At 40.5% G+C, this 26,355-nt stretch carries 26 protein-coding genes, 1 pseudogene, 1 riboswitch and 1 other annotated feature; of the genes and pseudogenes, 8 read left to right on the top strand and 19 right to left on the bottom strand.

All coding sequences use genetic code 11. The features are described 5' to 3' along the window. Positions 1-80: 80 nt before the first annotated feature. From ACJYYY_RS05470 to ACJYYY_RS05445, 6 genes are all read right to left on the bottom strand, one after another. Positions 81-920, bottom strand: coding sequence for a ComEC/Rec2 family competence protein (locus ACJYYY_RS05470; protein WP_408869209.1), 840 nt, complete (start codon positions 918-920; stop codon positions 81-83). Positions 921-1,002: 82 nt separating this feature from the next. Continuing rightward, positions 1,003-1,218: a DUF3006 domain-containing protein gene (locus ACJYYY_RS05465; RefSeq protein ID WP_408869208.1), complete on the bottom strand. Its 216-nt coding sequence runs from the start codon at positions 1,216-1,218 to the stop codon at positions 1,003-1,005. After that, a complete protein-coding gene (locus ACJYYY_RS05460) occupies positions 1,218-2,159 on the bottom strand; it encodes a LacI family DNA-binding transcriptional regulator (protein ID WP_408869207.1) in 942 nt (313 codons plus the stop codon). Before ACJYYY_RS05460 ends, ACJYYY_RS05465 begins: the two co-directional genes overlap by 1 nt. A gap of 369 nt (positions 2,160-2,528) precedes the next feature. Then, positions 2,529-2,948, bottom strand: coding sequence for a Fur family transcriptional regulator (locus ACJYYY_RS05455; protein ID WP_035315156.1), 420 nt, complete (start codon positions 2,946-2,948; stop codon positions 2,529-2,531). Positions 2,949-3,023: 75 nt separating this feature from the next. Then, entirely contained in the window at positions 3,024-3,740 is a 717-nt protein-coding gene (locus ACJYYY_RS05450; protein WP_035315155.1) for a pseudouridine synthase, read from the bottom strand. Between the two features lie 8 nt (positions 3,741-3,748). Beyond that, complete coding sequence (locus ACJYYY_RS05445) at positions 3,749-5,386, bottom strand: polysaccharide biosynthesis protein (protein ID WP_035315153.1); 1,638 nt, start codon at positions 5,384-5,386, stop codon at positions 3,749-3,751. A 241-nt stretch (positions 5,387-5,627) separates the two neighbouring features. Here ACJYYY_RS05445 and ACJYYY_RS05440 point away from each other — a divergent pair, with 241 nt between their 5' ends. From ACJYYY_RS05440 to ACJYYY_RS05420, 5 genes are all read left to right on the top strand, one after another. Continuing rightward, a complete protein-coding gene (locus tag ACJYYY_RS05440) occupies positions 5,628-6,092 on the top strand; it encodes an Lrp/AsnC family transcriptional regulator (RefSeq protein WP_408869206.1) in 465 nt (154 codons plus the stop codon). A 35-nt stretch (positions 6,093-6,127) separates the two neighbouring features. After that, on the top strand, positions 6,128-7,024 hold the full coding sequence (sdaAA, locus tag ACJYYY_RS05435; protein WP_035315151.1) for an L-serine ammonia-lyase, iron-sulfur-dependent, subunit alpha: 897 nt from the start codon (positions 6,128-6,130) through the stop codon (positions 7,022-7,024). Beyond that, positions 7,024-7,695, top strand: a complete 672-nt coding sequence (gene sdaAB / locus ACJYYY_RS05430; RefSeq protein ID WP_035315149.1) for an L-serine ammonia-lyase, iron-sulfur-dependent subunit beta — start codon at positions 7,024-7,026, stop codon at positions 7,693-7,695. Before sdaAA ends, sdaAB begins: the two co-directional genes overlap by 1 nt. A gap of 84 nt (positions 7,696-7,779) precedes the next feature. Beyond that, a complete protein-coding gene (locus ACJYYY_RS05425; protein ID WP_051457012.1) occupies positions 7,780-8,205 on the top strand; it encodes a DUF805 domain-containing protein in 426 nt (141 codons plus the stop codon). Positions 8,206-9,384: 1,179 nt separating this feature from the next. Beyond that, positions 9,385-9,732: a transposase gene (locus tag ACJYYY_RS05420; RefSeq protein ID WP_408869205.1), complete on the top strand. Its 348-nt coding sequence runs from the start codon at positions 9,385-9,387 to the stop codon at positions 9,730-9,732. Positions 9,733-9,856: 124 nt separating this feature from the next. Here ACJYYY_RS05420 and leuS read toward each other — a convergent pair whose 3' ends face one another. Next, on the bottom strand, positions 9,857-12,274 hold the full coding sequence (leuS, locus tag ACJYYY_RS05415) for a leucine--tRNA ligase (RefSeq protein ID WP_035315148.1): 2,418 nt from the start codon (positions 12,272-12,274) through the stop codon (positions 9,857-9,859). A gap of 93 nt (positions 12,275-12,367) precedes the next feature. Further along, positions 12,368-12,579: a binding site (T-box leader), on the bottom strand. Between the two features lie 114 nt (positions 12,580-12,693). Between leuS and ACJYYY_RS05410 the strand changes: the two genes are divergently transcribed. Both ACJYYY_RS05410 and adhP read left to right on the top strand, forming a co-directional pair. After that, positions 12,694-13,269 carry a class I SAM-dependent methyltransferase gene (locus ACJYYY_RS05410; protein WP_035315147.1) on the top strand — a complete coding sequence of 192 codons (576 nt, stop codon included), beginning with the start codon at positions 12,694-12,696 and terminating at the stop codon, positions 13,267-13,269. Positions 13,270-13,450: 181 nt separating this feature from the next. Beyond that, positions 13,451-14,461 carry an alcohol dehydrogenase AdhP gene (adhP, locus tag ACJYYY_RS05405; protein ID WP_035315184.1) on the top strand — a complete coding sequence of 337 codons (1,011 nt, stop codon included), beginning with the start codon at positions 13,451-13,453 and terminating at the stop codon, positions 14,459-14,461. A gap of 73 nt (positions 14,462-14,534) precedes the next feature. Here the strand turns inward: adhP and ACJYYY_RS05400 are convergent. From ACJYYY_RS05400 to ACJYYY_RS05365, 8 genes and pseudogenes are all read right to left on the bottom strand, one after another. Then, positions 14,535-14,866, bottom strand: a pseudogene (locus ACJYYY_RS05400) (IS3 family transposase); the annotation flags it as partial. Between the two features lie 133 nt (positions 14,867-14,999). Continuing rightward, positions 15,000-15,269: an IS3 family transposase gene (locus tag ACJYYY_RS05395; protein ID WP_035313515.1), complete on the bottom strand. Its 270-nt coding sequence runs from the start codon at positions 15,267-15,269 to the stop codon at positions 15,000-15,002. Beyond that, positions 15,263-15,541 carry a helix-turn-helix domain-containing protein gene (locus tag ACJYYY_RS05390; RefSeq protein ID WP_035312926.1) on the bottom strand — a complete coding sequence of 93 codons (279 nt, stop codon included), beginning with the start codon at positions 15,539-15,541 and terminating at the stop codon, positions 15,263-15,265. Before ACJYYY_RS05390 ends, ACJYYY_RS05395 begins: the two co-directional genes overlap by 7 nt. 98 nt (positions 15,542-15,639) lie before the next feature. After that, complete coding sequence (locus ACJYYY_RS05385; RefSeq protein ID WP_035312924.1) at positions 15,640-16,032, bottom strand: DUF2283 domain-containing protein; 393 nt, start codon at positions 16,030-16,032, stop codon at positions 15,640-15,642. A gap of 90 nt (positions 16,033-16,122) precedes the next feature. Continuing rightward, a complete protein-coding gene (gene asnB, locus ACJYYY_RS05380) occupies positions 16,123-18,015 on the bottom strand; it encodes an asparagine synthase (glutamine-hydrolyzing) (protein ID WP_408869204.1) in 1,893 nt (630 codons plus the stop codon). A gap of 137 nt (positions 18,016-18,152) precedes the next feature. Continuing rightward, entirely contained in the window at positions 18,153-18,860 is a 708-nt protein-coding gene (locus ACJYYY_RS05375; RefSeq protein WP_035312922.1) for a uracil-DNA glycosylase, read from the bottom strand. Positions 18,861-18,953: 93 nt separating this feature from the next. After that, positions 18,954-20,159, bottom strand: coding sequence for a methionine adenosyltransferase (metK, locus tag ACJYYY_RS05370; protein ID WP_035312920.1), 1,206 nt, complete (start codon positions 20,157-20,159; stop codon positions 18,954-18,956). 139 nt (positions 20,160-20,298) lie between these two features. Further along, positions 20,299-20,407: riboswitch (SAM riboswitch) on the bottom strand. Between the two features lie 67 nt (positions 20,408-20,474). Then, positions 20,475-20,969, bottom strand: coding sequence for an NUDIX domain-containing protein (locus ACJYYY_RS05365; protein ID WP_051456771.1), 495 nt, complete (start codon positions 20,967-20,969; stop codon positions 20,475-20,477). 102 nt (positions 20,970-21,071) lie between these two features. Here ACJYYY_RS05365 and yidD point away from each other — a divergent pair, with 102 nt between their 5' ends. Further along, complete coding sequence (gene yidD / locus ACJYYY_RS05360; protein WP_035312918.1) at positions 21,072-21,344, top strand: membrane protein insertion efficiency factor YidD; 273 nt, start codon at positions 21,072-21,074, stop codon at positions 21,342-21,344. Between the two features lie 291 nt (positions 21,345-21,635). Here the strand turns inward: yidD and ACJYYY_RS05355 are convergent, their stop codons facing one another. From ACJYYY_RS05355 to rpoD, 4 genes are all read right to left on the bottom strand, one after another. Beyond that, positions 21,636-22,262, bottom strand: a complete 627-nt coding sequence (locus ACJYYY_RS05355; RefSeq protein WP_035312916.1) for an ATP-binding cassette domain-containing protein — start codon at positions 22,260-22,262, stop codon at positions 21,636-21,638. Between the two features lies 1 nt (position 22,263). After that, positions 22,264-24,390: a DUF1430 domain-containing protein gene (locus ACJYYY_RS05350; protein ID WP_035312914.1), complete on the bottom strand. Its 2,127-nt coding sequence runs from the start codon at positions 24,388-24,390 to the stop codon at positions 22,264-22,266. 51 nt (positions 24,391-24,441) lie between these two features. Further along, positions 24,442-24,819 (bottom strand): hypothetical protein, encoded by a 378-nt coding sequence (locus ACJYYY_RS05345; protein WP_051456770.1) that lies wholly within the window; start codon positions 24,817-24,819, stop codon positions 24,442-24,444. A 443-nt stretch (positions 24,820-25,262) separates the two neighbouring features. After that, positions 25,263-26,348 (bottom strand): RNA polymerase sigma factor RpoD, encoded by a 1,086-nt coding sequence (gene rpoD / locus ACJYYY_RS05340; protein ID WP_035312912.1) that lies wholly within the window; start codon positions 26,346-26,348, stop codon positions 25,263-25,265. Between the last annotated feature and the right edge of the window lie 7 nt (positions 26,349-26,355).

Here is a 26,355-nt window from a genome sequence, read left to right as displayed (position 1 = left end):
ATCGTCGTCCCTCTCTACCGTTGCTTAAGTTTCTTTCTGATTATACCACAATTTAATCAATTGCTCGATAACTATCGGCCTTAGCGACGTGAAACACTGATTTTTTTACCATTTGATGTAAAAATAATGTTGCCGCCTTTATCCGTGCGATAGACCTTTGCTTTAATACGTGCCAAACGGCTTAAGGTTGCCCCAGTCGGGTGACCATAGCGATTGCTACTTCCGACGCTAATTGCCGCATAGTTTGGTTTCGTTTTTTGTAAAAAATTTGCCGTACTTGCTTGTTTAGCTCCGTGATGACTCACCTTCAGCACATCAACCTTAGACAACACTTTCGCTTTTAACAAGTCATTTTCAGCCCGTGTTTCCATATCACCCGTTAACAAAAATTTCTTTTGACTATGTTGCACTTGTAAAACAGCACTCCAGTTGTTTAGATCACTTTTATTATAGTCTTTAACTGGGCCTAAAAATTTGACCGTTACATTTTTAGGTTTTGTCGGTATAACGACGCCTTTTTTGGCTACCTTAATTTTAAGCTTTTTACGTTTGACCGCTGTCAAAAAGTTTTTATAGGCAATTGTTGTATGTGTCACACGCGGGGCGTAGACACTCTTCACCTTCATATTACTAATAACGCTCGCTAACCCCCCGACATGATCCGCATCGGGATGTGTTGATACCACTGCATCGAGCGTCTTAATATTTTTACGTTTCAAATAAGCGAGTACAACGGACCCCTTCCCTTTATTACCACCATCAACTAAGATATTTTCTTTGCCCGTTTGAATAAGAATGGCATCCCCTTGCCCTACATTAATAACGTGCATTTTGACAGAACTGCTGTTTTTGACTGGTGTTGCTCCCATTAGCAACACCGCTGTGATGAAAGCAATCAACACCAACTGTATTTTTTTCATAATTATCCCCCTATATTGTCAACTTACTCTTTAATCTTACCGAATAATCACATAAAAAAACACCTCTTTTTGAGATGTTTTTTTAATCTTCAAATAATTCGTCTGCCAACTGTTCGATTTCATTCTCTAATTTTCGACGTGCCTCACGATTAATGCGGATGTCCCCAGCTTCAAACACGAGCACATCACCGACCTTAATTCCGCTTGGCAGCTCTTTTTTTAACATATCTTGCATCTCGTCCGCGAATTCAATCACCGCGTACTTTCCTTCAAACCGATCAATTATCCCTGTTTTCATCATATCTCTCCTCGTTCAATATAGACGGATTGCAACGTCGTTTTCGTAATCTTATTTAAAAACAAAAGGCGAAAAGCCTCTTTACCAATCATAGTTAATTGATGGTCAATCGTTGCCATCTTCAACAACTCACTCGTCAGTTCGTTGCCTTGTCCGACCAGTTTAATATGTGTTTGGTTTGTTCGCACCAATTCTTGATAGGCACCGACAGCAATGGCATCATCATTCAAAAAAAGGGCATCAATTTCAATTGCGCTTGTATTAAAGTGGCGGATTGCTGCTGCACCGTCAGCCCGAGTTGAACAGCGACGGTATACTAATTCGGGTGGCAATGTTTGAAACACTGAGCGATATGACGAAAACATCGCACGCGTTGTAGCACTTTCTTGCTCATTACGGTTGACAGCAATTGCCACACGCTCATAGCCTTGTCGTTGTAACGCACGCAAAGCTTCTGTTAAGGCCACTTCGCGGTTTAAGGATACCGACGAAAGATTAACTGTATCGGTATTTTCACAACAGACAATATTCCCCCGCGTTTGATACTGTTCAATCACCTCAAACGAGTTACATTTAGAAGTGACAATCAGCCCATCAAAACTCTTCGCCTGCAATTCTTTGAAATAGCCTTCTTCTGTCGCTTGGTTGTAATTCGTTGGCAGTAAGGTAACCTTGTAGTCTTGGATAAAGGCAGCTTCGACAACACCACCGACAATCTTATCAAAATACGGATAATTCGAATACGGCACAACGATGCCGATGTTTTTTGATTTCCCAATACTTAAGGCGCGGGCTGTATTATTCGGCACATAGCCGACCTCCTTCATCACCGCTTTAATTTTACGACGTTTTTCATCAGCGACATACGGGTGGTTATTAATGACGCGCGATACAGTCGTCACCGAATAACCTGCTAATTTGGCAATCTCTTTAATGTTCATCTGTCCCCTCCCTTTCTGTCTGACCCTTGTGTTAATTCAGCTTAATTATAGCATATTGATAACATGAACTCAGCTGATAAACTGAGCTATAAGAGCCACTCATTCCCTTATTCTGCCCTTCAGGTCGTAAGATTAATAGGTAAGTCATTGCTCACAATCTGGTAACGCAACTTAAAACTAGCGGCAACGAATTAATCCACTATTTAAGTGAATCAAATTCACCGCTATGATTGCATCTTTCAAAAAAACCTCGTCATACCGACGAGGTTTCAGAAAAACGATACAAAGAAAGATCAAATTAGTACCACCTTCGTACCATTTAACAATTAGACGGAAAACAAAAAACTTACTCTCCCAGAGGTTTACAGCTCAACTTGCCAAACAAACAGGACATTTACCGTAAACTTCAAATTTATGACCTTCTATTTGATAACCCGGCATACTCTCCGAGAGTAAATCCATCGGGCAAAGGTCGATTTCTTTGGTTGATCCACAGTTCGTGCAAATAAAGTGGTGATGATGACCATGCACACACGTTAAACGATATTGTTTTTCGCCGTTCAATTCTGTTTCCTCAAACAAATCCAACGTTACAAATAATTTCAAGTTACGATAAACCGTATCAAAACTCAATGTCGGAAAATCAGTTTTCATTGCCTTCAATACATCTTTTGCCGTTAAATACTTATTTTCTTCTTTAAAATATTCTAAAATAAATTCCCGTTTATCGGTGAATTTATAGCCTTTGTTTTTTAACGTTAGTAACGCTTGATCGACACTAATTCCCATTCAAATCGTTCCTTTCTTGCTGAATCAATACGCTTAGTATAGCATGCAACTGCGCTTTTAAAAACGGATTGATTCTTATCTCCCTTGTAACTGCGCCAATTCTGCTTCCGTTAACGCGCGGTATTCTCCCACTTCTAAATCAGTTGGTAAACTAAAGCCACCCATTTTAATTCGTTTCAAATAGGTCACTTCCTTGCCGACTGCGATAAACATCCGTTTCACTTGATGAAACTTACCTTCGAAGACAGTAATCTCGATTTCAGAGACACCATCACCGCTACTTAAAATTGTTAAATCAGCTGGTAAGGCGGTAAATTCTTCATTGATTTCAAGCCCTGCTTTAAAGGCCTTTACATCAGCAGCCGTCACTTCACCGGCAATTTTAGCGTAATAAACTTTTTCAATGTGTTTCTTCGGCGACAATAAACGATGCGCCATCGGACCATCATTCGTAATAACTAATAAACCCTCGGTATCTTTATCAAGACGACCAACTGGAAACAAATCTTTCCGAGCATCCTCATTCGCAATAATATCAATCACCGTTTCATGCACGCGATCAGTCGTTGCCGTTACAACACCTGCCGGTTTATGCATGATGAAGTACAGTTGTTCTTCATAACTGGCAAACACCTCGCCATCGATTGCAATCACATCTTTATTAGGACTGATGTGTTGCTTGCCGTTCGTCATTACCACATCATTTACAACGATACGATGTTGTTTAATAAACTTACCACTTTCTCTTCGTGAACATAACTTTAAATCATTTAACCATTTATCTAAGCGCATAATATCTCCTACTTAATTTTGAATTTTAATCGAATGTTGGTGCCGCGATCGCCAAAGACGCGATCGATTAAATGCGTTTTCATAGCTAGATAACCATAGACAACAATTCCTGCTACTGCTCCAATACACGTCATAAGTAGTGCTTGAGCGACTGTTGCAGGCGTTAAGAAGAGTCCGAGTAACCAATAAACAACAAGGACGACGATAAACATTACCACTGCAATCAGTGACATTAAAATTGTGCGACGAATAACGATACCTAAACGGTAATCTGCATCTCGCTGAATAACGACCAACGTTACCCAGATACTAACGATAAAGCCGAGTGCTGTTGAAATAATTGCACCGTATATGCCAAACCATTGAATCAATGGATACTGTGTAACGACCTTGATAAAGAGACCAAGTACGAGTGAAAAAACGGTGTAACGTTGTTGATCGATACCTTGTAAAATCGCTGTCGTCACCATGTAAAGCGAGAATAAAATTGCCACTGGTGAATACCAGAATAACACAGTCGCCCCATCCGCAGAGTCACCGAAGAAAATCGTGTAAATCGGACGTGCAAGTACCATCATCCCAATACAGGCGGGGATGGTAACAAACATCAACACTTGAAAGACGTCATCTAAACTTTTATGCATTTCTTTGAACTTGCCTTTAATATAAGCTGTCGTAATAACCGGTACGAGCGCCATTGAAAAAGCGGTCGCCAATGTAACTGGTATTAATACCAATTTATTGGCATTAAAGTTTAAAAAGTTAAACCAGTACAAGGCCTCTTTTGCACTATAGGCAAAATGTTGTAGAATCCGGGTCACCGTGTATTGATCAATCATTTGATACACAGGCATTGCTACACCGATAGCGATAAATGGAATCGCATAGACAATGACTTCCTTATAGATAGAAAGAAGTGACACTTTTGATGTTGATACTGGTTTTGCAGCCAAGGCTGCAGCCCCTTCTTCGTATGGTTTTCGTTTGTAATAAATAACGATTAATATAACGAGGCTGGCTACTGCACCAACAAAAGCCGCAAAGGTCGCATATGAAATTGCTGTAACGACTGAACCTTTTAAGGTATATAAGACGACGAAGGCTGAGATGAGCATGAATAAAATGCGTACAAATTGTTCGATAACTTGCGAAACAGCAGATGGACCCATCGAACTTTTCCCCTGGAAATAGCCGCGAATTAAACTCATTGCTGGAATGATAATGAGAGCCCAACTGACAGCACGAATGACACGTGTTATATCGTCATCTGACCAAACGGTCAGCCCTTTCGCATCGACTGGATTAACCATATGGGCAAATTGTGGTGCGAACCCATACATAACCAAGAAACTAGCAATCCCCGTTAAGGTCATAATGACCAAGCCCGATTTGAACAACCTTTGGCCGATTTCATAATCCCCTAATGCCTCATATTTCGAAATGTACTTCGCCACAGCTAGTGGCAAACCTGCTGTCGCAATACTTAAAAAGATTTGATACGGAATATAACCGAAGTTATATAAGGACATCGCATCATTATTTTTAATAATTGCTGCAAATGGAATAATGTAAACCAACCCTAGAATTTTAGATATCAATGTTGCAATTGATAAAATAAACGTTCCTCTTAATAATTTAGACCCCATGAATTCACCTGACTCTTTCGCACATGTTTTTGAGGCATCATATAGTATGCTACATGAAACCAGAACTCTATACTTGAGTGTACTCTATCTTTAAGAAAATGACAATTCTTTGTAAGTTTTATCACGTGATAACTAAAAAGCGAAAAAACAAGAAACATTGTATAAATAAGCCTCCATAGAGATTGACTTAATTTTAATAAATATTATAATTGAATTAACTACTAAAATGAGGTGACATCCAATGGATAATTTAGATAAAAAAGCTTTGACAGAATTGATGGCAAACGGGCGGATAACGTGGGCTGAACTTGCTTCACGAATGGATCTTTCGAGTCCTGCAGCGGCCGACCGGGTCCGACGCCTTGAAGACAAAGGCATTATTAAGGGCTACCATGCCGAAGTTGACCCCGAAAAAGTTGGCTACGGTTTGACAGCCTTTATCTTCATCACCTTAGAACGTCCGGAACATACGAGTGAATTTTTAAGCTTGATTACTAATATTTCCGAGATCCAAGAATGCCACCATATTACTGGTGAAGATAATTATTTGGTGAAAGTTCGTTGCCATGGCACCCGTGATTTAGATCGTATCATTACCACTGAATTACGTGGCCTTCACGGCGTCGTTAAAACAAAAACAGTAATTGTACTCGATACTCAAAAAGAAACAACAACTGTTCCATTAAAAAGTATCGATGACAAGTAAAAAAGTTCTTTAAAATACGAAAGCGAGGTTTTATTATGGCATTTGCCAACCTACACGACTTACTTACCCGCGCAACTAATGAATCAAAAAAAATATACGAGCTGATGCTTGAAACTGAGACTAACCAAACAGGAGAAACCCGTGCCCAACTACTTGCTAAAATGGCTTTTCAATTTGACGTGATGGAAGAAGCCGTCCGCAAAGGGACATACGACGCTGTTGCCAGTAAAAGTGGCTTAACTGGCGGAGATGGCTATCGTGTACAGCAGTATGCCGAACGAGGGCAAACCTTTGTCGCCGCTGACACATTAAAGGTGGTTGCAAATGCGTTAGCGGTTTCCGAAGTCAATGCCAGCATGGGCCGCATCGTCGCAACCCCGACAGCTGGTTCAGCCGGCATCTTACCAGCAGTCTTAGTTCATTGCCTTGATTCAGGTCGCTTTGAACGCAACGACTTAGTCGAAGCCCTCTTCACCGCCTCTGCCCTCGGATTAGTTATTGCTAACTCGTCGTCTATCTCCGGCGCTGAAGGTGGTTGCCAGGCTGAAATCGGGTCTGCGACTGCAATGGCAGCTGGCACGCTTGTCGAACTCGCAGGTGGCACACCAACACAGGTTGGTCACGCGGTTGGCTTAGCGATGAAAAACAGTCTCGGATTAGTCTGTGATCCGGTCGCAGGATTGGTCGAAATTCCTTGTATTATCCGAAACGGGCTCCATGCCTTAACCGCCGAAGCCGCTGCCGATATGGCTTTAGCTGGTGTTAAAAGCATCATACCACCCGATGAGGTCATTAAGGTAATGCACGAAGTCGGTCAAAAAATGCCTGTATCTTTACGTGAAACAGGTATCGGTGGATTAGCAGGTACACCGACGGGAGAACGTATTAAAAAGGAAATTTTCGGCTATAAAAGATGCAAGGAGGAAGTCTAATGAAATATGAAAGCGCGTTTGAAATTATTGGACCGGTGATGGTTGGACCCTCAAGTTCACATACAGCAGGTGCCGTACGCATCGGTAATATCGCACGACAAATGTGTCCATTCGAACCAGCGGTCGTCCGGTTTGAATTGATGGGCTCCTTCGCCGAAACGTATCAAGGACACGGGACTGATTTAGCTCTTCTCGCTGGCGTAATGGGCTTCACTACCTTTAGCAATGAAGTCGCCGATGCAAAACAAATTGCCGACGAACGCGACCTTCGATATACCTTCGAAACCGTTCCTGTTGGTAACTTTCATCCCAATAGCGTTCGTGTGATTTTAATTGCAGAAGACAACGAAACGTTAACACTTGTCGCGAGTTCGCTTGGTGGCGGTAAAGCCGAAGTGCAAGAAATCGAAAAACTGCCGCTGAAATTCACAGGTGAACAACCTACCCTCCTTTTCTATCATGAGGATTCAATTGGGTTTATTGCTGACATTAGCGTGGCCTTAACAAAACGGGGCTACAACATTGCCCGTTTCGCGAATGAACGATGGCGTAAAGGTGGCAAAGCCATTTCTCTCTGTGTCGTTGATTCAGCCGTGTCGCAAACTTTATTAGCTGAAATCACGACCGAAGTCCCGGCGATTACGCAAAGTTTCTTCGTCCAAACCACCTAACAAAACATTTCTTTACTATCTATATAACTATTTGTTATACTAGGTAGCGACTAACAATTAACTAAATAGAAATAAGGCCCGTTTATGATTAAAGCAATCCAGCTATTTTTCAGTAATTATTTTAATTTTACAACCCGTGCAACACGTCCTGAGTTTTGGTGGTTTGTCTTAGCCTATGCTATTTTTAATTTTATCCTGGAATTACTCTTCCCTACAACCGATGCCCAAAATCGCAGTTTGTTACTCTCCTTTTCACTCGGAGCAATAGGGCTCTTACTCGCATTTGGCGAAATTGGCTTAGCCATCCGTCGTTTACTCGATAGCGGCAAAAGCGGTTGGAACGTTTTATGGGTGCTGCTACCAATTATTGGTACCATTTACTTTATTATTTTAATGTGCCGTCCAAGCGAAGCCACTGCAAATCGCCATGGTGAGCCTGTCCCATTTAGCCAAAAATATCAACAAAAGATACAGTCATTTCAGTTATTATTAGCGAACAACACCGTTTAATTTGATTTCATCTTCGATCTGAGAGATACAGCATCCTGCGGTATCTCTTTTTTATATTTAACAATTTGTTCATACTTTAGTCCACCTTTAGTAATTTTCATCTTATACAATACTCTTATAGGTTAACTACCACTTAGCTTATAGACAACTTTTTTCATTTAAAAATTCCTCCCCCAATAGGAAATTTTAAAAAGTAAAACACCGTCTCCCTACAGGCGGTGTTTTTTGGCTCTATGTCAAATAGTGTTGTTATTCAAAATTTAGTAAAATAAGTCATTTTTGCAGCTATCTTTTTTGGTAGTTGCTTTTTTTGTAGTCATTCCTAATGTGAAGGACGCTTTCTGCGGGTGACGCTAGAGTCGCCTTCACAAACGTCATGACGCTGCACGTTTATTATTGAGGCTCTCGCGTATTAAAAGACAGTAAAAGAGGCAATTAATTACGAGTTGGGAGCGATGCGTTTACAACGGTATATGTATTATTGCAGGAAATATTAACTCTATTTAAGATAACATAAACATTATTCTGTTTACAATCGATTATACCTTTAAAAATAGTTAAGCATCACCCTGGGGAAATCATTGTAACTTACTGTTCCAAAATCAAGTATTTTGCAGCCGAATAATACCTACCCATCATCTGATTTCATTTTTATGCCATCCTACAAGATTATTTTTCTTCTAACTAGTTTAGGCGCTACCCGCTTGCGATTGTCCTGAGCAAAAGAGTTGGTTTTCTGTCCCCCCTTTAATCAGCTAAACAAAAAAACGCCCTGACAATGATGTCAGAGCGTTTCAAATTTTTAAAAAAATCGGCTCTATAATTTATAATGTTGGTGACGAAATATGTCGCTAACACTATTTTTAGGCAAAAAAAGAGAAACATATATAAATTCCCTTTAAAATAAAGTCGCTGAACCAATCCAAAGGAGGAATTATATATGTCTTATACCACTCATTCGATCGCATTTTCTACAGGAATTAAAGCTGTAAATATAAACTCCCCTGAAAATTGGTGTTCTCGTCAAAAAGTGAACGGTACTGAGAGTATTTGTTATTTCGAATCACTCACTTATAAACCAGAGCGCTGCTCTCATTATGGCAGAACTTCTAAAAATTTTAACATCATCACATCTGGTGTTAAGACGTCGCGTATCGCTATACACCTTTGTTCAAATGGATGATGACCTCTCATGGTATTATAGATTACTTGACTCACTTGAATGAGTCATTCAAAGCAACCGACCGACTCGTACAGCAACTGACAGTTGTCTTTGATCAGCGTAATTTTGAAGCTTACAATGCACTTATTCATCAAAAGCATAGCGATGTTTCTCACTATTTGAAAAAAAGCCTACGAACATTACGTAAATATTCAGACGCAATCACTAATAGTTTTATCTATCGTTATTCAAACGGGCATTTAGAAGGCATCAATAACAAGATTAAACTTATCAAACATGTTAGTTTTGGTTATCAGAATTTCACTAATTTTCGAAATTGCATTCTTCTCTGCATCACTAATTAATCATATACAAAAAAAAGGATTGTAGAACTTAATCTACAATCCAAAAAGCTTCTTAATTTAAGCGAAAGTTTACTCACCAACACTATTTGACATAGAGCCAAAAAATCTCAGTTTGGCTTTGTCATTAATTTGCGACAATATTAACCAATTTATTTGGAACAACAATCACTTTACGGATTGTTTTCCCCACAATATTTTCTTGAATCGCTGCATCAGCCATCGCGAGTGCCTCAAGCGCTTCTTTTGCAAGGCCATTATCGACTTTTGCACGGCTCTTTACTTTACCATTGACTTGGAAAATAACTTCAACGGTCGCATCAACCAGCATCGCTTCTTCATATGTTGGCCATGCGACATAACTAATATCTTCTGAATGACCTAGTTTTTGCCATAATTCTTCTGCCATGTGAGGTGCAACAGGTGCTAACAATTGGAGGAATCCTTCAAGATAGCCTTTGTAAACCGTCTCTGCTTTATAAGCTTCGTTAATGAACACCATCAATTGTGAAATCGCTGTGTTAAAGTGAAGCACTTCGAAATCAGCTGTTACTTTTTTAACGGTTTGGTGATAGACACGGTCTAAACTACCATCGTTCGTTGCAACGATTTTTTCTTTGATTTCTTCCGCACGTTCGTCAATCATGAGACGCCAAACGCGGTCAAGGAATTTACGCGCCCCATCGAGGCCATTTTCACTCCAAGCAATGCTTGCATCAAGTGGCCCCATAAACATTTCATAAACACGCAATGTATCTGCGCCATATTTCGCTACAACATCATCTGGATTGACCACATTACCACGAGATTTACTCATTTTTTCGTTGTTTTCACCCAAGATCATCCCTTGGTTATACAATTTTTGGAAGGGTTCTGGTGTTGGTACAACACCAATATCGAACAAGAATTTATGCCAGAAACGTGCGTAAAGCAAATGTAACACTGCATGTTCTGCCCCACCTAAATACATATCAACCGGTAACCATTCTTTTAGTTTTTCAGGATCCGCTAACATTTCTTGGTTATCAGGATCGATAAAACGGAGGAAGTACCAGCTTGACCCGGCCCATTGTGGCATCGTATTCGTTTCCCGACGGCCCTTCATGCCCGTTTTAGCATCTACAACTTCTAACCAGTCCGTTGCATTCGCTAACGGTGATTCACCAGTCCCTGACGGTCTAATGTGATCCATGTGCGGCAAGTTAAGTGGTAACTCTTCTTCAGGAACAGTTGTCATCGTACCATCTTCCCAATGAATGATTGGGATTGGTTCACCCCAATAACGTTGACGAGAGAATACCCAGTCACGGAGGCGATAAGATACTTTTTTCTCACCTTTTCCATTCGTCGTTAACCAGTCAATCGCACGTTCGATTCCAGCAGCTTTATCCAAGCCGTTGAGGAAGTCTGAATTGATGTGGACGCCTTCACCAGTAAAGGCTTCTTCCGCAATATTACCACCTTCTAAGACAGCAATAATCGGCAGGTTAAACGTTTGTGCGAATTCATAGTCACGTTCATCGTGAGCTGGCACCGCCATAATCGCGCCGGTACCGTATGTTGAAAGGACATAATCAGCAATCCAAATCGGGACAGCCATGCCATTAACTGGATTGATTGCGTATGCGCCTGTAAAGGCACCTGTTTTTTCTTTCGCTAAATCTGTTCGTTCAAGATCGCTCTTAAGTGATACTTCTTTTTGATAGCTCTCAACAGCTTCTTTTTGATCAATGGTTGTTATTTGAGCCACGAGATCATGTTCAGGTGACAACACACAGTAAGTTGCACCAAAAAGTGTATCTGGACGTGTCGTAAACACTTTGAAACTTGCTTCATGGTCTTTGACGTCAAAAGTCACTTCTGCCCCATTTGAACGGCCAATCCAGTTACGTTGCATCTCTTTAATACTATCGGGCCAGTCGACTAAATCAAGATCATCGACTAATCGATCTGCGTACGCTGTGATTTTCAACATCCATTGACGCATTGGACGGCGTACAACCGGATGACCACCACGTTCACTTAAGCCATCGACTACCTCTTCATTGGCCAAGACAGCACGCAATTCGGGACACCAGTTAACTGATACTTCATCCACATAAGCCAAGCCTTTTTTATACAGTTGAATAAAAATCCATTGTGTCCATTTATAATAATCAGGATCCGTTGTATTTACTTCGCGGTCCCAATCGTACGAGAAACCAAGCGAATTAATTTGACCACGGAAAGTTTCGATGTTTTTGGCTGTAAATTCTTTGACATCGTTGCCTGTGTCAATCGCGTATTGCTCTGCGGGTAAACCGAAGGCATCCCACCCCATTGGATGCAAGACTTTATGACCTTGTGCCCGTTTCATTCGCGCTAAAATATCGGTTGCCGTATAACCTTCGGGATGCCCTACATGAAGCCCAACACCTGAAGGATATGGAAACATATCGAGCGCGTAAAAATTACCCGCATCGCCACCTTTTTCAGTTTGGAACGTTTTATTTTCTTTCCAGTATGATTGCCATTTTGGTTCAATTAAACGATGATTAAATGTCATTTCAATCTTCCTCTCTTTTACAAATGATCAAAACGATGATAGTTCCCCCTTTTTTGGGTACAAAAAAACGCCCCAAAAAGTCAACATTTGACTTTTCGGGACGAGATTATTTTCCCGCGGTACCACCCGTCATTAATACACATTGTGTATTCACTCGAATTCCATAACGCGGAATCAGCGGCTGCAACTACTCCGTTCACTGCAGCACTCAAGGATGAGTTCATGTTTCGTATTGATTAGCTCACACCATCCGCTAACTCTCTCAACAACACTGCCACATTACTAGTTCCTATCATCGTTTTATTCTATATCCTTATTGTAGTCAATAAAAAGCGTTTTAGCAAGGGTTTTGAGCGATTTAATTCTAAAACATTTATGCTAAAATAGAGGTATAAATTAACGAATGGTGGAGATTTCAAATGATTTTAAAAAATGCCCTTTCTTTTTCACATTATTTATTGCAACAAAAAGTCCAACCCGGAAACGCTGTAATCGACGCCACAATCGGCAATGGCCACGACACGCTTTTTTTAGCGCAACTAATAGGCCAAAAAGGTCATTTGATCGGCTGTGATATTCAAGAAGCCGCTGTAGAGGCGACGAGAAAACGTTTAGCTGACGCTAACATTTCACTTGCCTCATTGACATTAAGTGCTAACGGTCATGAACAGATAACTCAGTTGGTTGATCCACAACTTTATGCTAAACTAACTGCTGCTATCTTTAATCTCGGCTATTTACCTGGTGGCGATAAAACAATCACAACAACCACTGATTCAACCTTGTCTGCCGTTAAGCAGCTACTGAAAATGATGCCATCAGGTGGTTTAGTCGTCTTAACCGTTTATTATGGACACCACCAAGGTAAATTAGAAAAAGAAGCACTGCACACTTTTACAAACGCGTTGCCTCAAGCGGATTATGCTGTGCTTAACTATCAGTTTACAAATCAAAAAAACGACCCTCCAATGATTATTGCGATTGAAATTAAATAGCACCTAACTGTATCAGTTCTGTATTACTTTAACAAAGAAATCGTCGTTTTCAGTCCATTCAATTAGTTATTTGTGACTATTTTGCGAACATTCACCCATCTTTGTAGCAATATAAATCGCTTTCAGTTAAACTGTACTAGTACACATGATTACTTAACTAAAGGGAGAGATAATGATGAAAATGAAAGCAGCAATCGTTACTAAAGACCATAAAGTTGATGTAAGAGAAATGGATATTCGCCCGATTAAAGCTGGCGAAGCACTTGTTGATGTGACACATTGTGGTGTTTGTCATACTGACCTACACGTAAAAGACGGTGACTTCGGTGAAGTACCCGGCCGGGTACTTGGACATGAAGGTATCGGAACGGTTGTCGAAATTGCCGATGATGTAACGAGTCTCAAAGTTGGCGACCGCGTGAGTATCGCTTGGTTCTTCGAAGGTTGTGGCGTCTGTGAATACTGCAACACTGGTAGAGAAACATTTTGTCGTAGCGTTAAAAATGCCGGCTACTCTGTTGATGGCGCGATGGCTGAAAAATGTATCGTAACGGCAGATTACGCTGTAAAAGTTCCCGATGGTTTAGATTCTGCTGCTGCCAGTAGTATAACTTGCGCAGGTGTCACTACATACAAAGCCGTTAAAGTTTCAGGCGTTGCTCCTGGCCAATGGCTTGCAATCTACGGCGTTGGTGGTTTAGGAAACCTTGCCCTCCAATACGCTAAAGATGTTTTCAATGCTAAAGTTGTCGTTATTGATATTAATGATGATAAATTAGCACTTGCAAAAGAACTCGGTGCAGATATGGTGATTAATGCCAAAAACGCAGACCCTGTAAACGTTATCCAAGAAAAAATCGGTGGTGCACACGCAACTGTTATTACAGCCGTTTCGAAAGGCGCCTTCAACCAAGCGGTTGATTGTGTGCGAGCAGCTGGTCGTGTGGTTGCTGTCGGTCTTCCATCAGATTCAATGGACTTAAATATCCCTCGTCTTGTCCTAGATGGTATTGAAGTTGTGGGCTCACTTGTTGGAACACGTGAAGATTTACGTGAAGCTTTCATGTTTGCTGCCGAAGGTAAAGTCGTTCCAATTGTGAAAAATCGTCCAATTGAAGATATTAATGATATTTTCACTGAAATGCTCGAAGGAACAATCAATGGCCGCATGGTTATTGATATGAACATGTAATTAGAGCACAAAAGCGACATCTGCTCATTGGGAATGCAACTGCTTTTTGACACAATTTAAAAAGAGCATCTCATTAGGTCATCTTTTTCCGGTAATCTACTGGTGAAAGATGACCTAATTTCGTTAAGATTCGTTTGTTATTCCAAAATGTAATGTAATTTTGAACACTATCGATTACGATGTTATTAGAACCAATCGGTTCTTTGTTAATGTAGAATGTTTCAGACTTTAACGAGGAATGAAACAATTCTATTGGTGCGTTATCTGAAGGCGTCCCCATACGGGACATACTTCGGATAACGTTTTTTTGCGGGCTACTTCAAAAAATTCTTTTGTAGTGTAGGTTGAACCTTGCTCACTATGCAAAATGGCTCCTTTTGGAAATTTATCCATCTGCTTTAAGGTAGCTAAGTAATAGCATTGTCAATTTACAAAGAGGTATAGCTATTGCCCAATCCTTAGTAATGATATTTCCAAAAAATTCATTTGGATTACCAAGCTTCTTAAATTTTTTCTTCTTCACAATACAATTTTATCCCTATTTACGCATAATCCTAGCTCCTTTATTAATACCTACAAAAAACGCGTTACTGATAAGTGCATGAATTTTCCGATAGCCATAGAGAAAGTGATTTTCTTTCGTTAGTTTTTGAATCCTTTGCTCTAGATAGGAAAATTTAAATGTCTCTTTATTTTGGTGACGATAATAAAAACTTCTAGATATTCCAAATAATTCCGTTAATTTAGTAATGGAAAAGGTATCTGTATTTTGTTTAATAAACTGCACTATATTTTCAGCTATCACCATCTTTCTTGAGAAAAATATTTTTTTAATAAGTTTAGCTCTTTCGTTACTTTATCCAATTGTTCAGATATAGAAATATCCTTTTCTAATCGTCGTCCAGAAGAACTTTCTAGACTTCTTATTTCACCATTTAGGTACCAATCTTTCCATCTGTAAAGAGTTCCACTACTAGGGATTTTAAATTCTTCACGAAGTGAAGCTGCGCTTTCACCATTCAGAAACCGTTTAATAATTTGAATCTTTAATTCAACAGGATAAAAATTATGTTTTGACATCAGAAAACACCTCCAAATTTATTTTACCAAATTTGAGGTGCTCTTTTTTAGTTGTATCTAATTATAGTGGCAGTTCCTCCGTTAGCGGCTCTTTTTTATTACTTAATTAATTGTTTTAACACTTTCAGCGAATACAGTTTCGTATCATTGACCGTATATCCGATGAAATCTTCGAACAGCGGATCCGCAAAATGAAAGGTTAGGCCTTTTTCTTCAAAATCAAAGGTTGTTTCCGGTTTAGCAAAGCCCCAATAATAGCCCGTCTCTGTGAGCGTATAGAGCTGTCCATCTGGCATTTGACGTAATTTACGGTAGTAGAGTTCATACAATTCAATCCCCACAACACGACCATTTTCAGCATAATCAAACACAATTGCCGGTGTTACAGCTGATTCTTTTGTGTCTGTCACAGGAATTTCAACACGACTCGATAGCAAATAAATGTAAGCCATCTCCGCGACATCATCGACCCATAATATTCGTTTATTCATTTGTTCCTCCTCATGCAAGTGAACCTAGCACTCTGTGTTAGGTTCACTGCGACTACTAATTTTATATACTGACATACTCACTCAGGCAAATTATGGTTTGAAGTTAATCTCTGCACCATTTGTTTGGAAATCATACTTTTTCTCAACGTAGATTTGATGCCAAATCATGAAAATTAACACTGTCCAAATCTTACGACTGTTATCGCGTTTATCAGCACAGTGATCCTCCATCAATTTGATGACATAATCCTTGTTAATTAAATGTTCAGTTGGACTTTCTTTAATAATCGCTGTCGCCCAGTCTTTCATCTCATCTTTTAGCCAGAGACGGATTGGCACCGGGAAACCTAATTTTTTACGATTTAAGACATGCTCAGGAATGAATGATTCTGATGCCTTCCGTAAAATCGATTTAGTTGTGCCGTTGGCGATTGTCATAGATGACGGAATCCGTTTAGCCACATCATACACCTTTGTATCTAAGAATGGCACACGCACTTCAAGTGAATTCGCCATAGACATGCGGTCATTATTCAATAAGAGGTCCCCACGTAACCATGTATGCATATCGACATATTGCATCCGTTGAATTGGATCCAAGTGTTTCGATGCTTCATACAACGGCGCTGTTACATTTGTATAACGCGCATCTTCTAAGTAATTTGGCAATAAAATTTTCTTTTCATTCTCGTTAAAGATAAAAGCATTGCCGACAAAACGTTCCTCTAGTGGCGTTGTTCCACGCACTAAGAAACTTTTACCCTTCATCCCTTCAGGCATAACTTTTGAAACCGCACGTAATAATTTATGACCGACTTTAGGAATCTTATCGAACATCGCGAGCGAATTAGGTTCGTTATAAATCGTGTAACCGGCAAACAATTCATCGGCACCTTCACCAGAAAGCGCGACCTTCACTTTACGACGTGCTTCACGAGAAACAAAGTAAAGTGGAATTGCTGCTGGATCCGCTAACGGTTCGTCAAAGTACCAAACAATTTTCGGTAATTCTTCCATAAACTCTTCCGGTGTAATGACATAACTTGTGTTAGGCACACCTAATTTTTCAGCCGTTTCTTGTGCCACATCAATTTCACTGTAGCCTTCACGGGCAAAGCCAACTGAGAAAGTCTCGATGTTTTTGTTGAATTCTTTTGCTAAAGCGACAACAATCGTCGAATCAATCCCACCTGATAAAAATGAGCCGACAGGAACATCACTACGCATGTGAATTTTGACAGAATCCAATAATGCTTCACGTAATTCTTTGACATACTCTGTTTCTGGTTTATCAACCGGTGCAAAGGTTGGTTTCCAATATGCTTTAATTTCGAGTGGTTCGTTCATTCTTTTAATCATATAATGACCAGGCTCTAAGGCATGTACCTCTTTAATCATTGAAGCCGGCTCTGGTACAAATTGATAGGTCATGTAATGTTGCAGACTGACATCATCAATCGCTTGTTTATCCATCGCTAACAACAGACTTTTTTTCTCGGAACCCACGTATAATTTATCGCCTACTTCAACGTAGTTAACTGGCTTAATTCCAATATGGTCACGAGCAATAAAGGCTGTTTTTTCTTCTCGGTCCCAAATCATAAAACCAAACATACCACGTAATTGTTTCACGGCTTCTTCTTTATACTCGGCGTACATCGCAATAATGACTTCTGTGTCACTTTCTGTTTTAAAGGTATGACCTTTAGCGATTAATTGTGCCCGTAATTCGACATGGTTATACACCTCACCATTGAATAATATCCAATAGCGACCATCATCATAAGCTAATGGTTGGTGACCATTTTCAACATCGACAATACTTAGACGACGAAAACCCATCGCCACATGATTTTCATAAAAATACCCTTCATCATCTGGGCCGCGGTGTTCAATAAATTGATTCATTTTTTCAAAGATTGCTTTATCATCAGCTGAGATTGCCACTGGTTTATTATCAATACATCCTATAAATCCACACATATTTTTCTCTCCTATACGTAAACTACCTTGTAATTTAATCTTTTTGTCAATAACTATCCTAATAATAGCACATTTAAGCCCCTAAACACTAGCATCACGACGCAGATAATCGAGCAATTACGCGATTTATCACAACTTTATAGCAGTGTTCCCTGTTGATTAATCGGTTCTTGTTTAAGACATGACCAATCAATCGGTTCCACTCCGATATTCTCCAAAATCGCATTCGTTTGCGAGAATGGCTTGCTTCCAAAAAAGCCACGATACGACGACAATGGGCTTGGATGAGGCCCTTCAATAATAAAATGACGCTCAGTGTCAATTTGTTGGCGCTTTTGTTGGGCCGGCTTGCCCCATAAAATAAAGACAACGGGTTGTTCTCGTTCATTTAAGGCAGCAATTAAACTGTCTGTGAATTGTTCCCACCCTTGTTGTTTATGTGAATTAGGTTGATGCGCCCTGACTGTCAAAACCGTATTAAGTAACAAGACACCCTGTGTCGCCCAATTACTTAAACTGCCATCGGTTGGCACCGGTATTGCAAGATCATCAGCTAATTCTTTATAAATATTCCGTAATGACGGAGGCACAGGCAAACCGCTTTTAACTGAAAAGCTCAAACCTTCTGCCTGATTGGCACCATGGTAAGGATCTTGCCCTAAAATTACAACCTTAACCGTTTCAAACGGTGTCAGTTCCAACGCTTTAAAAACCAACTCCCGAGGCGGATAAACCACCTCATCGGTGTATTGTGTCGCTAAAAATTGTTGCAGTTGCTGAAAATAAGGTTCTTGTTCAGCCATTTGTAATAATTCGAACCATTTACCTTTTAAGTCCCTCTTCATCTGCAAGCCTCCTGAAAGATAAAAATCTCTTCACACAGTATCATTCATAATGAACGGTTGTGAAAAGAGATTAATTATCGAATAAAAGATTGGTTAGCTATTTGCTGTGAGTGCTGTTTTAAGCGCGTTCATACGATTTGTTTTTTCCCACGGCAAGTCTAAGTCAAGACGACCGAAGTGACCGTATGCAGCTGTTTGACGATAGATTGGGCGGCGTAAGTCAAGCATCTTAATAATACCAGCTGGTCGCAGGTCAAACGTTGCATTAACCGCTTCAATCAACTGATCTTCAGAGTAGTTGCTTGTACCGTATGTATTGATTGAAATTGATACCGGTTTAGCGACACCAATTGCATAAGCAACCTGCACTTCAACCTTGTCTGCCAGTCCAGCTGCTACGATGTTTTTAGCAACATAACGCGCAGCATAAGCACCTGAACGATCGACTTTAGTAGCATCCTTACCTGAGAAAGCACCACCACCATGACGGGCATAACCACCGTAAGTATCGACAATGATTTTACGACCCGTTAAACCACAGTCCCCTTGTGGCCCACCGATAACGAAACGACCAGTTGGGTTAATAAAGTATTTCGTATCCTCATCAATTAATTCAGCCGGAATGACTTCGTTAATCACAAGTTCACGCATATCCGCATGAATTTGTTCTTGCGACACGTCTGGATGATGCTGTGTTGAAATAACAATTGTATCGACACGTTGCGGTGTATTATCTTCATTGTACTCAACAGTTACCTGTGTTTTTGAATCCGGACGTAAATAATCAACGATGTTTTCTTTCCGTAGTTGCGCTACACGACGAGCTAAACGGTGTGCTAACGAAATAGGAAGTGGCATTAATTCTTCTGTTTCATTTGTTGCGAAACCGAACATCAAGCCTTGATCTCCTGCTCCGATAGCGTCAATTTCGTCATCGTTCATTTCACCATCGCGACTTTCTTTAGCTTCGTCAACGCCTTGAGCAATGTCTCGTGATTGTTCATCGATTGCTGTTAAGACCGAACAAGTTGAGGCATCGAAGCCGTATTTTGCACGGGTATAGCCGATTTCTTTAATCGTTTGACGTACAACGGCAGGAATGTCAACGTAGGTTGTCGTTGAAATTTCCCCTGCAACGAGCACAATTCCTGTTGTAACTGTTGTTTCACAGGCTACGCGAGCCATTGGGTCTTTTGCCAAGATGGCATCCAAAATCGCATCCGAAATTTGATCGGCCATTTTGTCTGGGTGTCCTTCACTTACTGATTCTGATGTAAAAAGATGACGGTTTTTTGTCATTGTTATTCCTCCATTATTTTTAATTATCACTCGTGAAACGCTTATATCATCCTCTGTATCCCGTGATAAATACGCATAAAAAAAACCTTTTCTCCGCAAAGAGAAAAGGTAACATAGCAGACTTATAGCTATACCTTTGCTCTTATCGTCCAAGATAGTACACTATCTTGCCACAGGTTAGCACCTTACACTTTTGTGTAGGCTGCTGGGTTTCACAGGGCCAGTCCCTCAACCACTCTTGATAAGATTCATAATTGTTTCATCATGATATGTGCTTATTATCTCAAACTACCTTTACCTTGTCAATGCCTTAAATTAACAGCCGACAATTTGCTTTGCTTTTTGCCACAGTGTCGCCATCCCCGCATCTTTCATGTAAAAGCTTAGGCGTGCCGCATCAAATTGTTCGTAATCGACTGTCGTTAACTGATGCACCGCTATCGTTTCGAACTCAGCTGGAATCGGTGCTTCGATATAAGTCGCAAGCTCAATAACGTATGCTCGTTTAATCACGTGTCCCCGCTTCTTATCCTTAAATTGATAATCGGCAATGAAATGCCACTGATCGGCCGGGGTTAGATGGACTCCTGTTTCTTCCCATAACTCACGTTTAACTGCCGTCACAATCGATTCACCTGGATCGATTTTACCACCAGGAAATTCCAGACCGCGCACGATATTCTCGGTTAAAAGCCAATTGTTGTCGCCTAAGTATGGTATAACTAAAATATCTTTTATATCCGTGCCCAGTCCATCTTTTTGAAAAGTCATTTTTACTTGTTCACCTGTTAAATCGGTATATTCTATCATTGTCATTCCCCTTTTTTGCATAATCACCAATCAAAACAGACGTCAGATTGTTTATTTTAAGGTACAATAAACGCATATGAAACGTTTGAAAGGTTGATTCGCTTGAAACACATCTTCTTATTTTTAATTAAAGGTTACCGTAAATTAATTTCACCATTGTTTCCACCTAGTTGCCGTTTTTACCCGACCTGTTCGACTTATGGACTTGAGGCGGTACAAAAATTCGGTGCCATTAAAGGGGGCTACTTAGCCTTGAAACGTATTATTAAATGCCAACCGCTTCACCCTGGTGGCATCGATATGGTACCTGAAACCTTTTCCTTACGCACGAAAAAGACAAAATCGCCTGATTCGTGTAATCACAAACACCATTGATTTCTGCCACTGTTTATTATAACAAACTTTAACTGTTGCGCTACTATTTGGCTCCTCTGTTCGATTGAGGAGCCTTTTTCACTGTAATCATTTATCCTTCCACCACTCTGATTGGGATGCTATCTTCAAATTGAACCTGACCTTATGAGGCAAATTCATTTTAGCAAATATGCCACGGTTGCTCATTTTAGCTGAACCAACGAGTGCGATTAATTTCAGCTCAGGCTATTAATTAAGTGCAATGATAATTGCGTATACCGCTAAACATCGTATTGCTATATATGATCACCTCTAGTTTCTCGATAGGTTGATAGTTTTCGTCGCCAGTTTTGCCATATAGGGATCATGCGTCACTAAAATAATGGTTGTCCCGTTCGCATGCAAACCTTTAAGCAGACGAAACACCCGTTCGCGGTTCGACTCATCCAAATTGCCAGTGGGCTCATCCGCAAAAATACACCGCGCTTGTTTAACAAGCACACGAGCTAGTGCAACGCGTTGTTGTTGCCCACCACTTAATTGAAAAACAGGGCGCTGTTCGTAACCTTGTAAACCGACCGTTTGCAAGGCTTGGTCCATCCGCTTTGTCTGCTCGTATTTGCCGACGCCCCTCATTGCCATCCGCAAATTTAACGAGACCGATTCTTCTTCAATCAGACCATAGTTTTGAAACAAATAGGCGTAGTCATCCCGTTTTAATTGTCGTATCTCCCGGCGCGACAAATGACTTCGCCCTTGATGTCTCAGCACACCGCCACTCGGTTGCTCTAACAGAGATAATATGTTTAACAAGGTTGTTTTACCCGAGCCACTCGGTCCCGTAATAACAACAAACGCTCCCGCGGCAATTGTGAATGAACGCGGCTGGATGACCACGTGATCACCAAATTTTTTCGTCAGTTTTTGCGCTTCAATCATTTTAACTCCCCCTCTTAAAGTTCTCCGCCAATTGACGCTTTTCATAGTAGCGGTGCAGACCATATATCAACAAGGCTTCTAACAACACGTAACAGCAAAAACTCACCAGTACGTTCACGTCTGCTTGCAGCGCTATCACCACTAATAACACCCCATTTAAACTAAGGAGTAACGTGAAAAAGCGGCGATGTATTTGTCCGTATGAATCACCATGGCAGTGGGCAATCATAATCCGTCGTTGATTCCGTTTAAAATAAAGGGCTGTTAAGGTATACGTTAGTAAGAAAGAGCTCCCAATTAGCAGTGCGACAAACAAGCCAATTTTCACTTGATTTTCATTAAGCAGTTGAATAATAAACCCCTTGCGATGATAGACCGAGCTAACACTGCGAATTAACTCCTCCGTGTTCGTTCGTTGAATCGCTGGAAAAAGCGTGGCATATGGATCACCATGGGCTTCAAAATAGACGTTACCTGAAAAATACCAACTGTAGTCGAGCGGGCTTGTATTACCCGTTTCAACAATGGCGAATGCATTCGGTAACCATAAAGGGAGGTCGTTGCCATACGAAAAATAAGGCTGCTTATCGTCAACGTAAATCAGATTGACAGCTAAATCGGCGGTGTTGTGCGCTGTAATAGGCAAACCGCTGAATTCCTCATAATAAGCCATTAAATCAACCCGCCCAAAAGTGAAATCAGCTAAAAAAAGCCGGTTGAGCTCAGCTTCGCGGTACTTATACTGTTGGGGCACGAGTACATTTCGGACATTCTCATCCCAAATAACCTCATCGGCAATTGAGTGGGCCTGACTTGTGACCGGGTGCCTTGTTAAATAGTTCAAATCAAGGATAACCTTGCGTTCGTCAGGATTGATTCGACGTGGATTATGCTCAGCGAGAAAGGTCTTTTCGTCACGCGAGTCGGTCGGAAGATAATCTCGTGACACAATTAAAAAACCACCTTGTAGACGCATTTCTTCATACAACTTCTTCAATTTGCTACTGTTAGTTGCTTCGATTTTACGTTTATCTTGTCCAACATAGCTCTGGACCGGTGTATAAATACCACGCATTTTTTCCCAATCAGCTGTTTCGGCCAAAGCGGTGGTCAACACCGTTTGATTGAGCACATAAACATGTGCCAGACCAGCCATTAACGCTAAAAAACAAAGTTTCAATCCTAAATAAAGCGCAAAAAGACGTTTAACCGGTCGTTTACCGCTTACATCGGCTAATACACCTTGATTGAGTACACTGATTAAACTAAGAAGAAACATAAAAACGCTGCCTGTCAGTGCAATTGCTAACAGACAAAGACCAATCACAGTTAGACTATAGGCAGTGCCCACCTGTGACCACTGCCATAACAGACAGAGACAGATTGTCAACAAGACAGCACTTACAAACGGCCATCGCAAACGAGTGATACTATACAACCAAATTTGCCACTTAGACTGCCCTTGTAAACTCAACAAATAGCGAGTCCGTTGTTGTACAAAACCATCATGTAGGATGATAACAACGAGCGCTAAACACACTAATAGGTTAAGTAACAGCCAATCCCAGTGCTGTAAAAGTTGTTGCATCCACAGCTGCGCTTGTGTATCAATCATGCCTGGATTCACACTAATACCAAGCGGTGTTAATAAAGCTGTAAACTGATTAATTTGCGACTGATCCGTTGTGAACAGATAGTATAAACCAGACGGCTGATAGTTCTGATTCCCTTCAATCGGATATATCTTTAATAACAGTGATTGATCAAACAGGCGGAAACGCCCCTTTTGTAAGGCTTCACCGGTCTGTTGTGAACTAATAAAAGCATTCGTATTTGTAAATTCAGGTATCTTAATTGATAGACGTTGTGCTAGTGTTACATCATTCGTTAAAATGTATTGCGTCTGTTTATCAGGATGAATATACACCGCTAAAGTGATGTTTGTTTGATTAGCCGCCGCTATAATTTGAGAGGACACATCCCCTGCTACTTCAGTTGTATTTAGACTCATTATTGTGACACCATCATACAATAGTTGCTGACGACTTTGCTGCTTTGCTACCGTGATAAACAACACACTCAATAATGTCATTTGTAAACACAACACGACAAAAATGATTTTTTTCATAAAGCCCTCCTCAAAAAAGCGTTCTAGACTGTCATCTAAAACGCTCACCATTTATTTTTTGCTATCATAGTAGGCTTTATTTGTACCCCACGGTATCCAATTCGCTTTCGCTCGGCTAAACTGATTACTACTCTTTGTCCAGCCACCACTATGATAGGTACCATTCCCATTAACAACACTCGCATGTGATCGTTTCGTGTAATGTTTATATTCAGAAATAATCTGTTCTAATGGCCATGCCCATTGATAGCCTCTAATCCAATACCCACCAGCAATAGGGCCCGATTCAACACGAGTGACATCAACTTCCTGTGAATGACTTGCCTTTACTATTGATGGCACAAACACAACAATATAGAATGTTAACGATAAACTAATCAGCACCCGCAAAAGACTGTACCGACGGAACAATTGTTTTATTCGCATCATTCATCACCGCTCCTTTTCACTGTCGTTTGGTCAACTGTGTAACTTGTGGTTGTGTTCTTAGATGCACATTGTCAAATTGGATGTTACAATCGCGCTATTTGTTTAAGCCGTTCTTCTGTGAGTCCCGTTGCTTCTACGATAGCAGACAGTTGGTAATTGATGGGCAACATTCGCTTCACCACTTGAACAAGGTACTCTGTCATACCTTGTGGCCCCCCTCGTGTACACCCTTCTTCCCTCCTAATTGATGAAAGTTACTTCGATCAGTTGCTTATTGTCTTTTATCTAACAAATCGGATGCCATTCACATAAAACTATTGACATTGTAAATGGTCATTGCTTATTAAAATATAACATAGCCTAATACTAAGCATCAACTAATTAGAACTCACTACAACAAAAAAAACCGCAGAACCCTTTTGGCCCTACGGTTTTAAAATTGCTTATTCTAAGAAATCTTTCAATTGTTTACTACGGCTTGGATGACGTAATTTACGTAATGCTTTCGCTTCGATTTGACGAATACGTTCACGGGTCACGCCAAAGACTTTCCCTACTTCTTCTAACGTACGTGTACGACCATCGTCTAGACCAAAACGAAGACGTAGAACGTTTTCTTCACGGTCAGTTAAGGTGTCAAGTACATCTTCCAATTGTTCTTTTAACAATTCATAGGCTGCATGTTCTGCCGGCGATGTTGCGTCTTGATCCTCGATAAAATCACCGAGATGTGAATCATCTTCTTCACCAATCGGTGTTTCTAATGAGACAGGCTCTTGTGCGATTTTAAGGATTTCACGTACTTTTTCAGTTGTTAAGTCCATTTCTTCACCGATTTCTTCTGGTGAAGGTTCACGACCTAAGTCTTGCAACAATTGACGTTGGACACGGATTAATTTATTGATTGTTTCAACCATATGCACTGGTATACGAATTGTACGTGCTTGATCGGCAATGGCACGGGTGATTGCTTGACGAATCCACCAAGTCGCATACGTACTAAATTTAAAGCCTTTAGAGAAATCAAATTTCTCAACAGCTTTCATTAAGCCCATGTTACCTTCTTGGATTAAATCAAGGAATAACATTCCACGACCAACATAACGTTTCGCTATCGATACAACTAAACGTAAGTTAGCTTCTGCTAATTGTGCCTTAGCTTCAAGGTCACCGGCTTCAATACGTTTTGCTAAGGCTACTTCTTCGGGCCCTGTTAAAAGATCGACACGACCAATTTCTTTTAAGTACATTCGTACAGGGTCATTGATTTTAACACCTGCAGGCACACTAAGGTCTGCAATGTTAATTTTTTCATCTTTTTCTACGGGTGCTGGTTCATCAGATAACTCAACACCTTCACTTGTTAAATGTTCAATGAACTCATCTAATACTTCAACATCTAAATCAAAGGGTGCGAGTTGTTTAGCCACTTCGTCATATGTGAGTGTATCATCTTTTTTTCCTCGTACTAGTAATTCCGCTTTTGTTTCTTCCAACGTTAATTTTTTCGCTACTGCTTTTTTTACCACTATGGAA

Source organism: Brochothrix campestris (assembly GCF_046058945.1).
Taxonomy (GTDB): domain Bacteria; phylum Bacillota; class Bacilli; order Lactobacillales; family Listeriaceae; genus Brochothrix; species Brochothrix campestris.
This window is presented reverse-complemented; position numbering and strand designations above follow the sequence as displayed.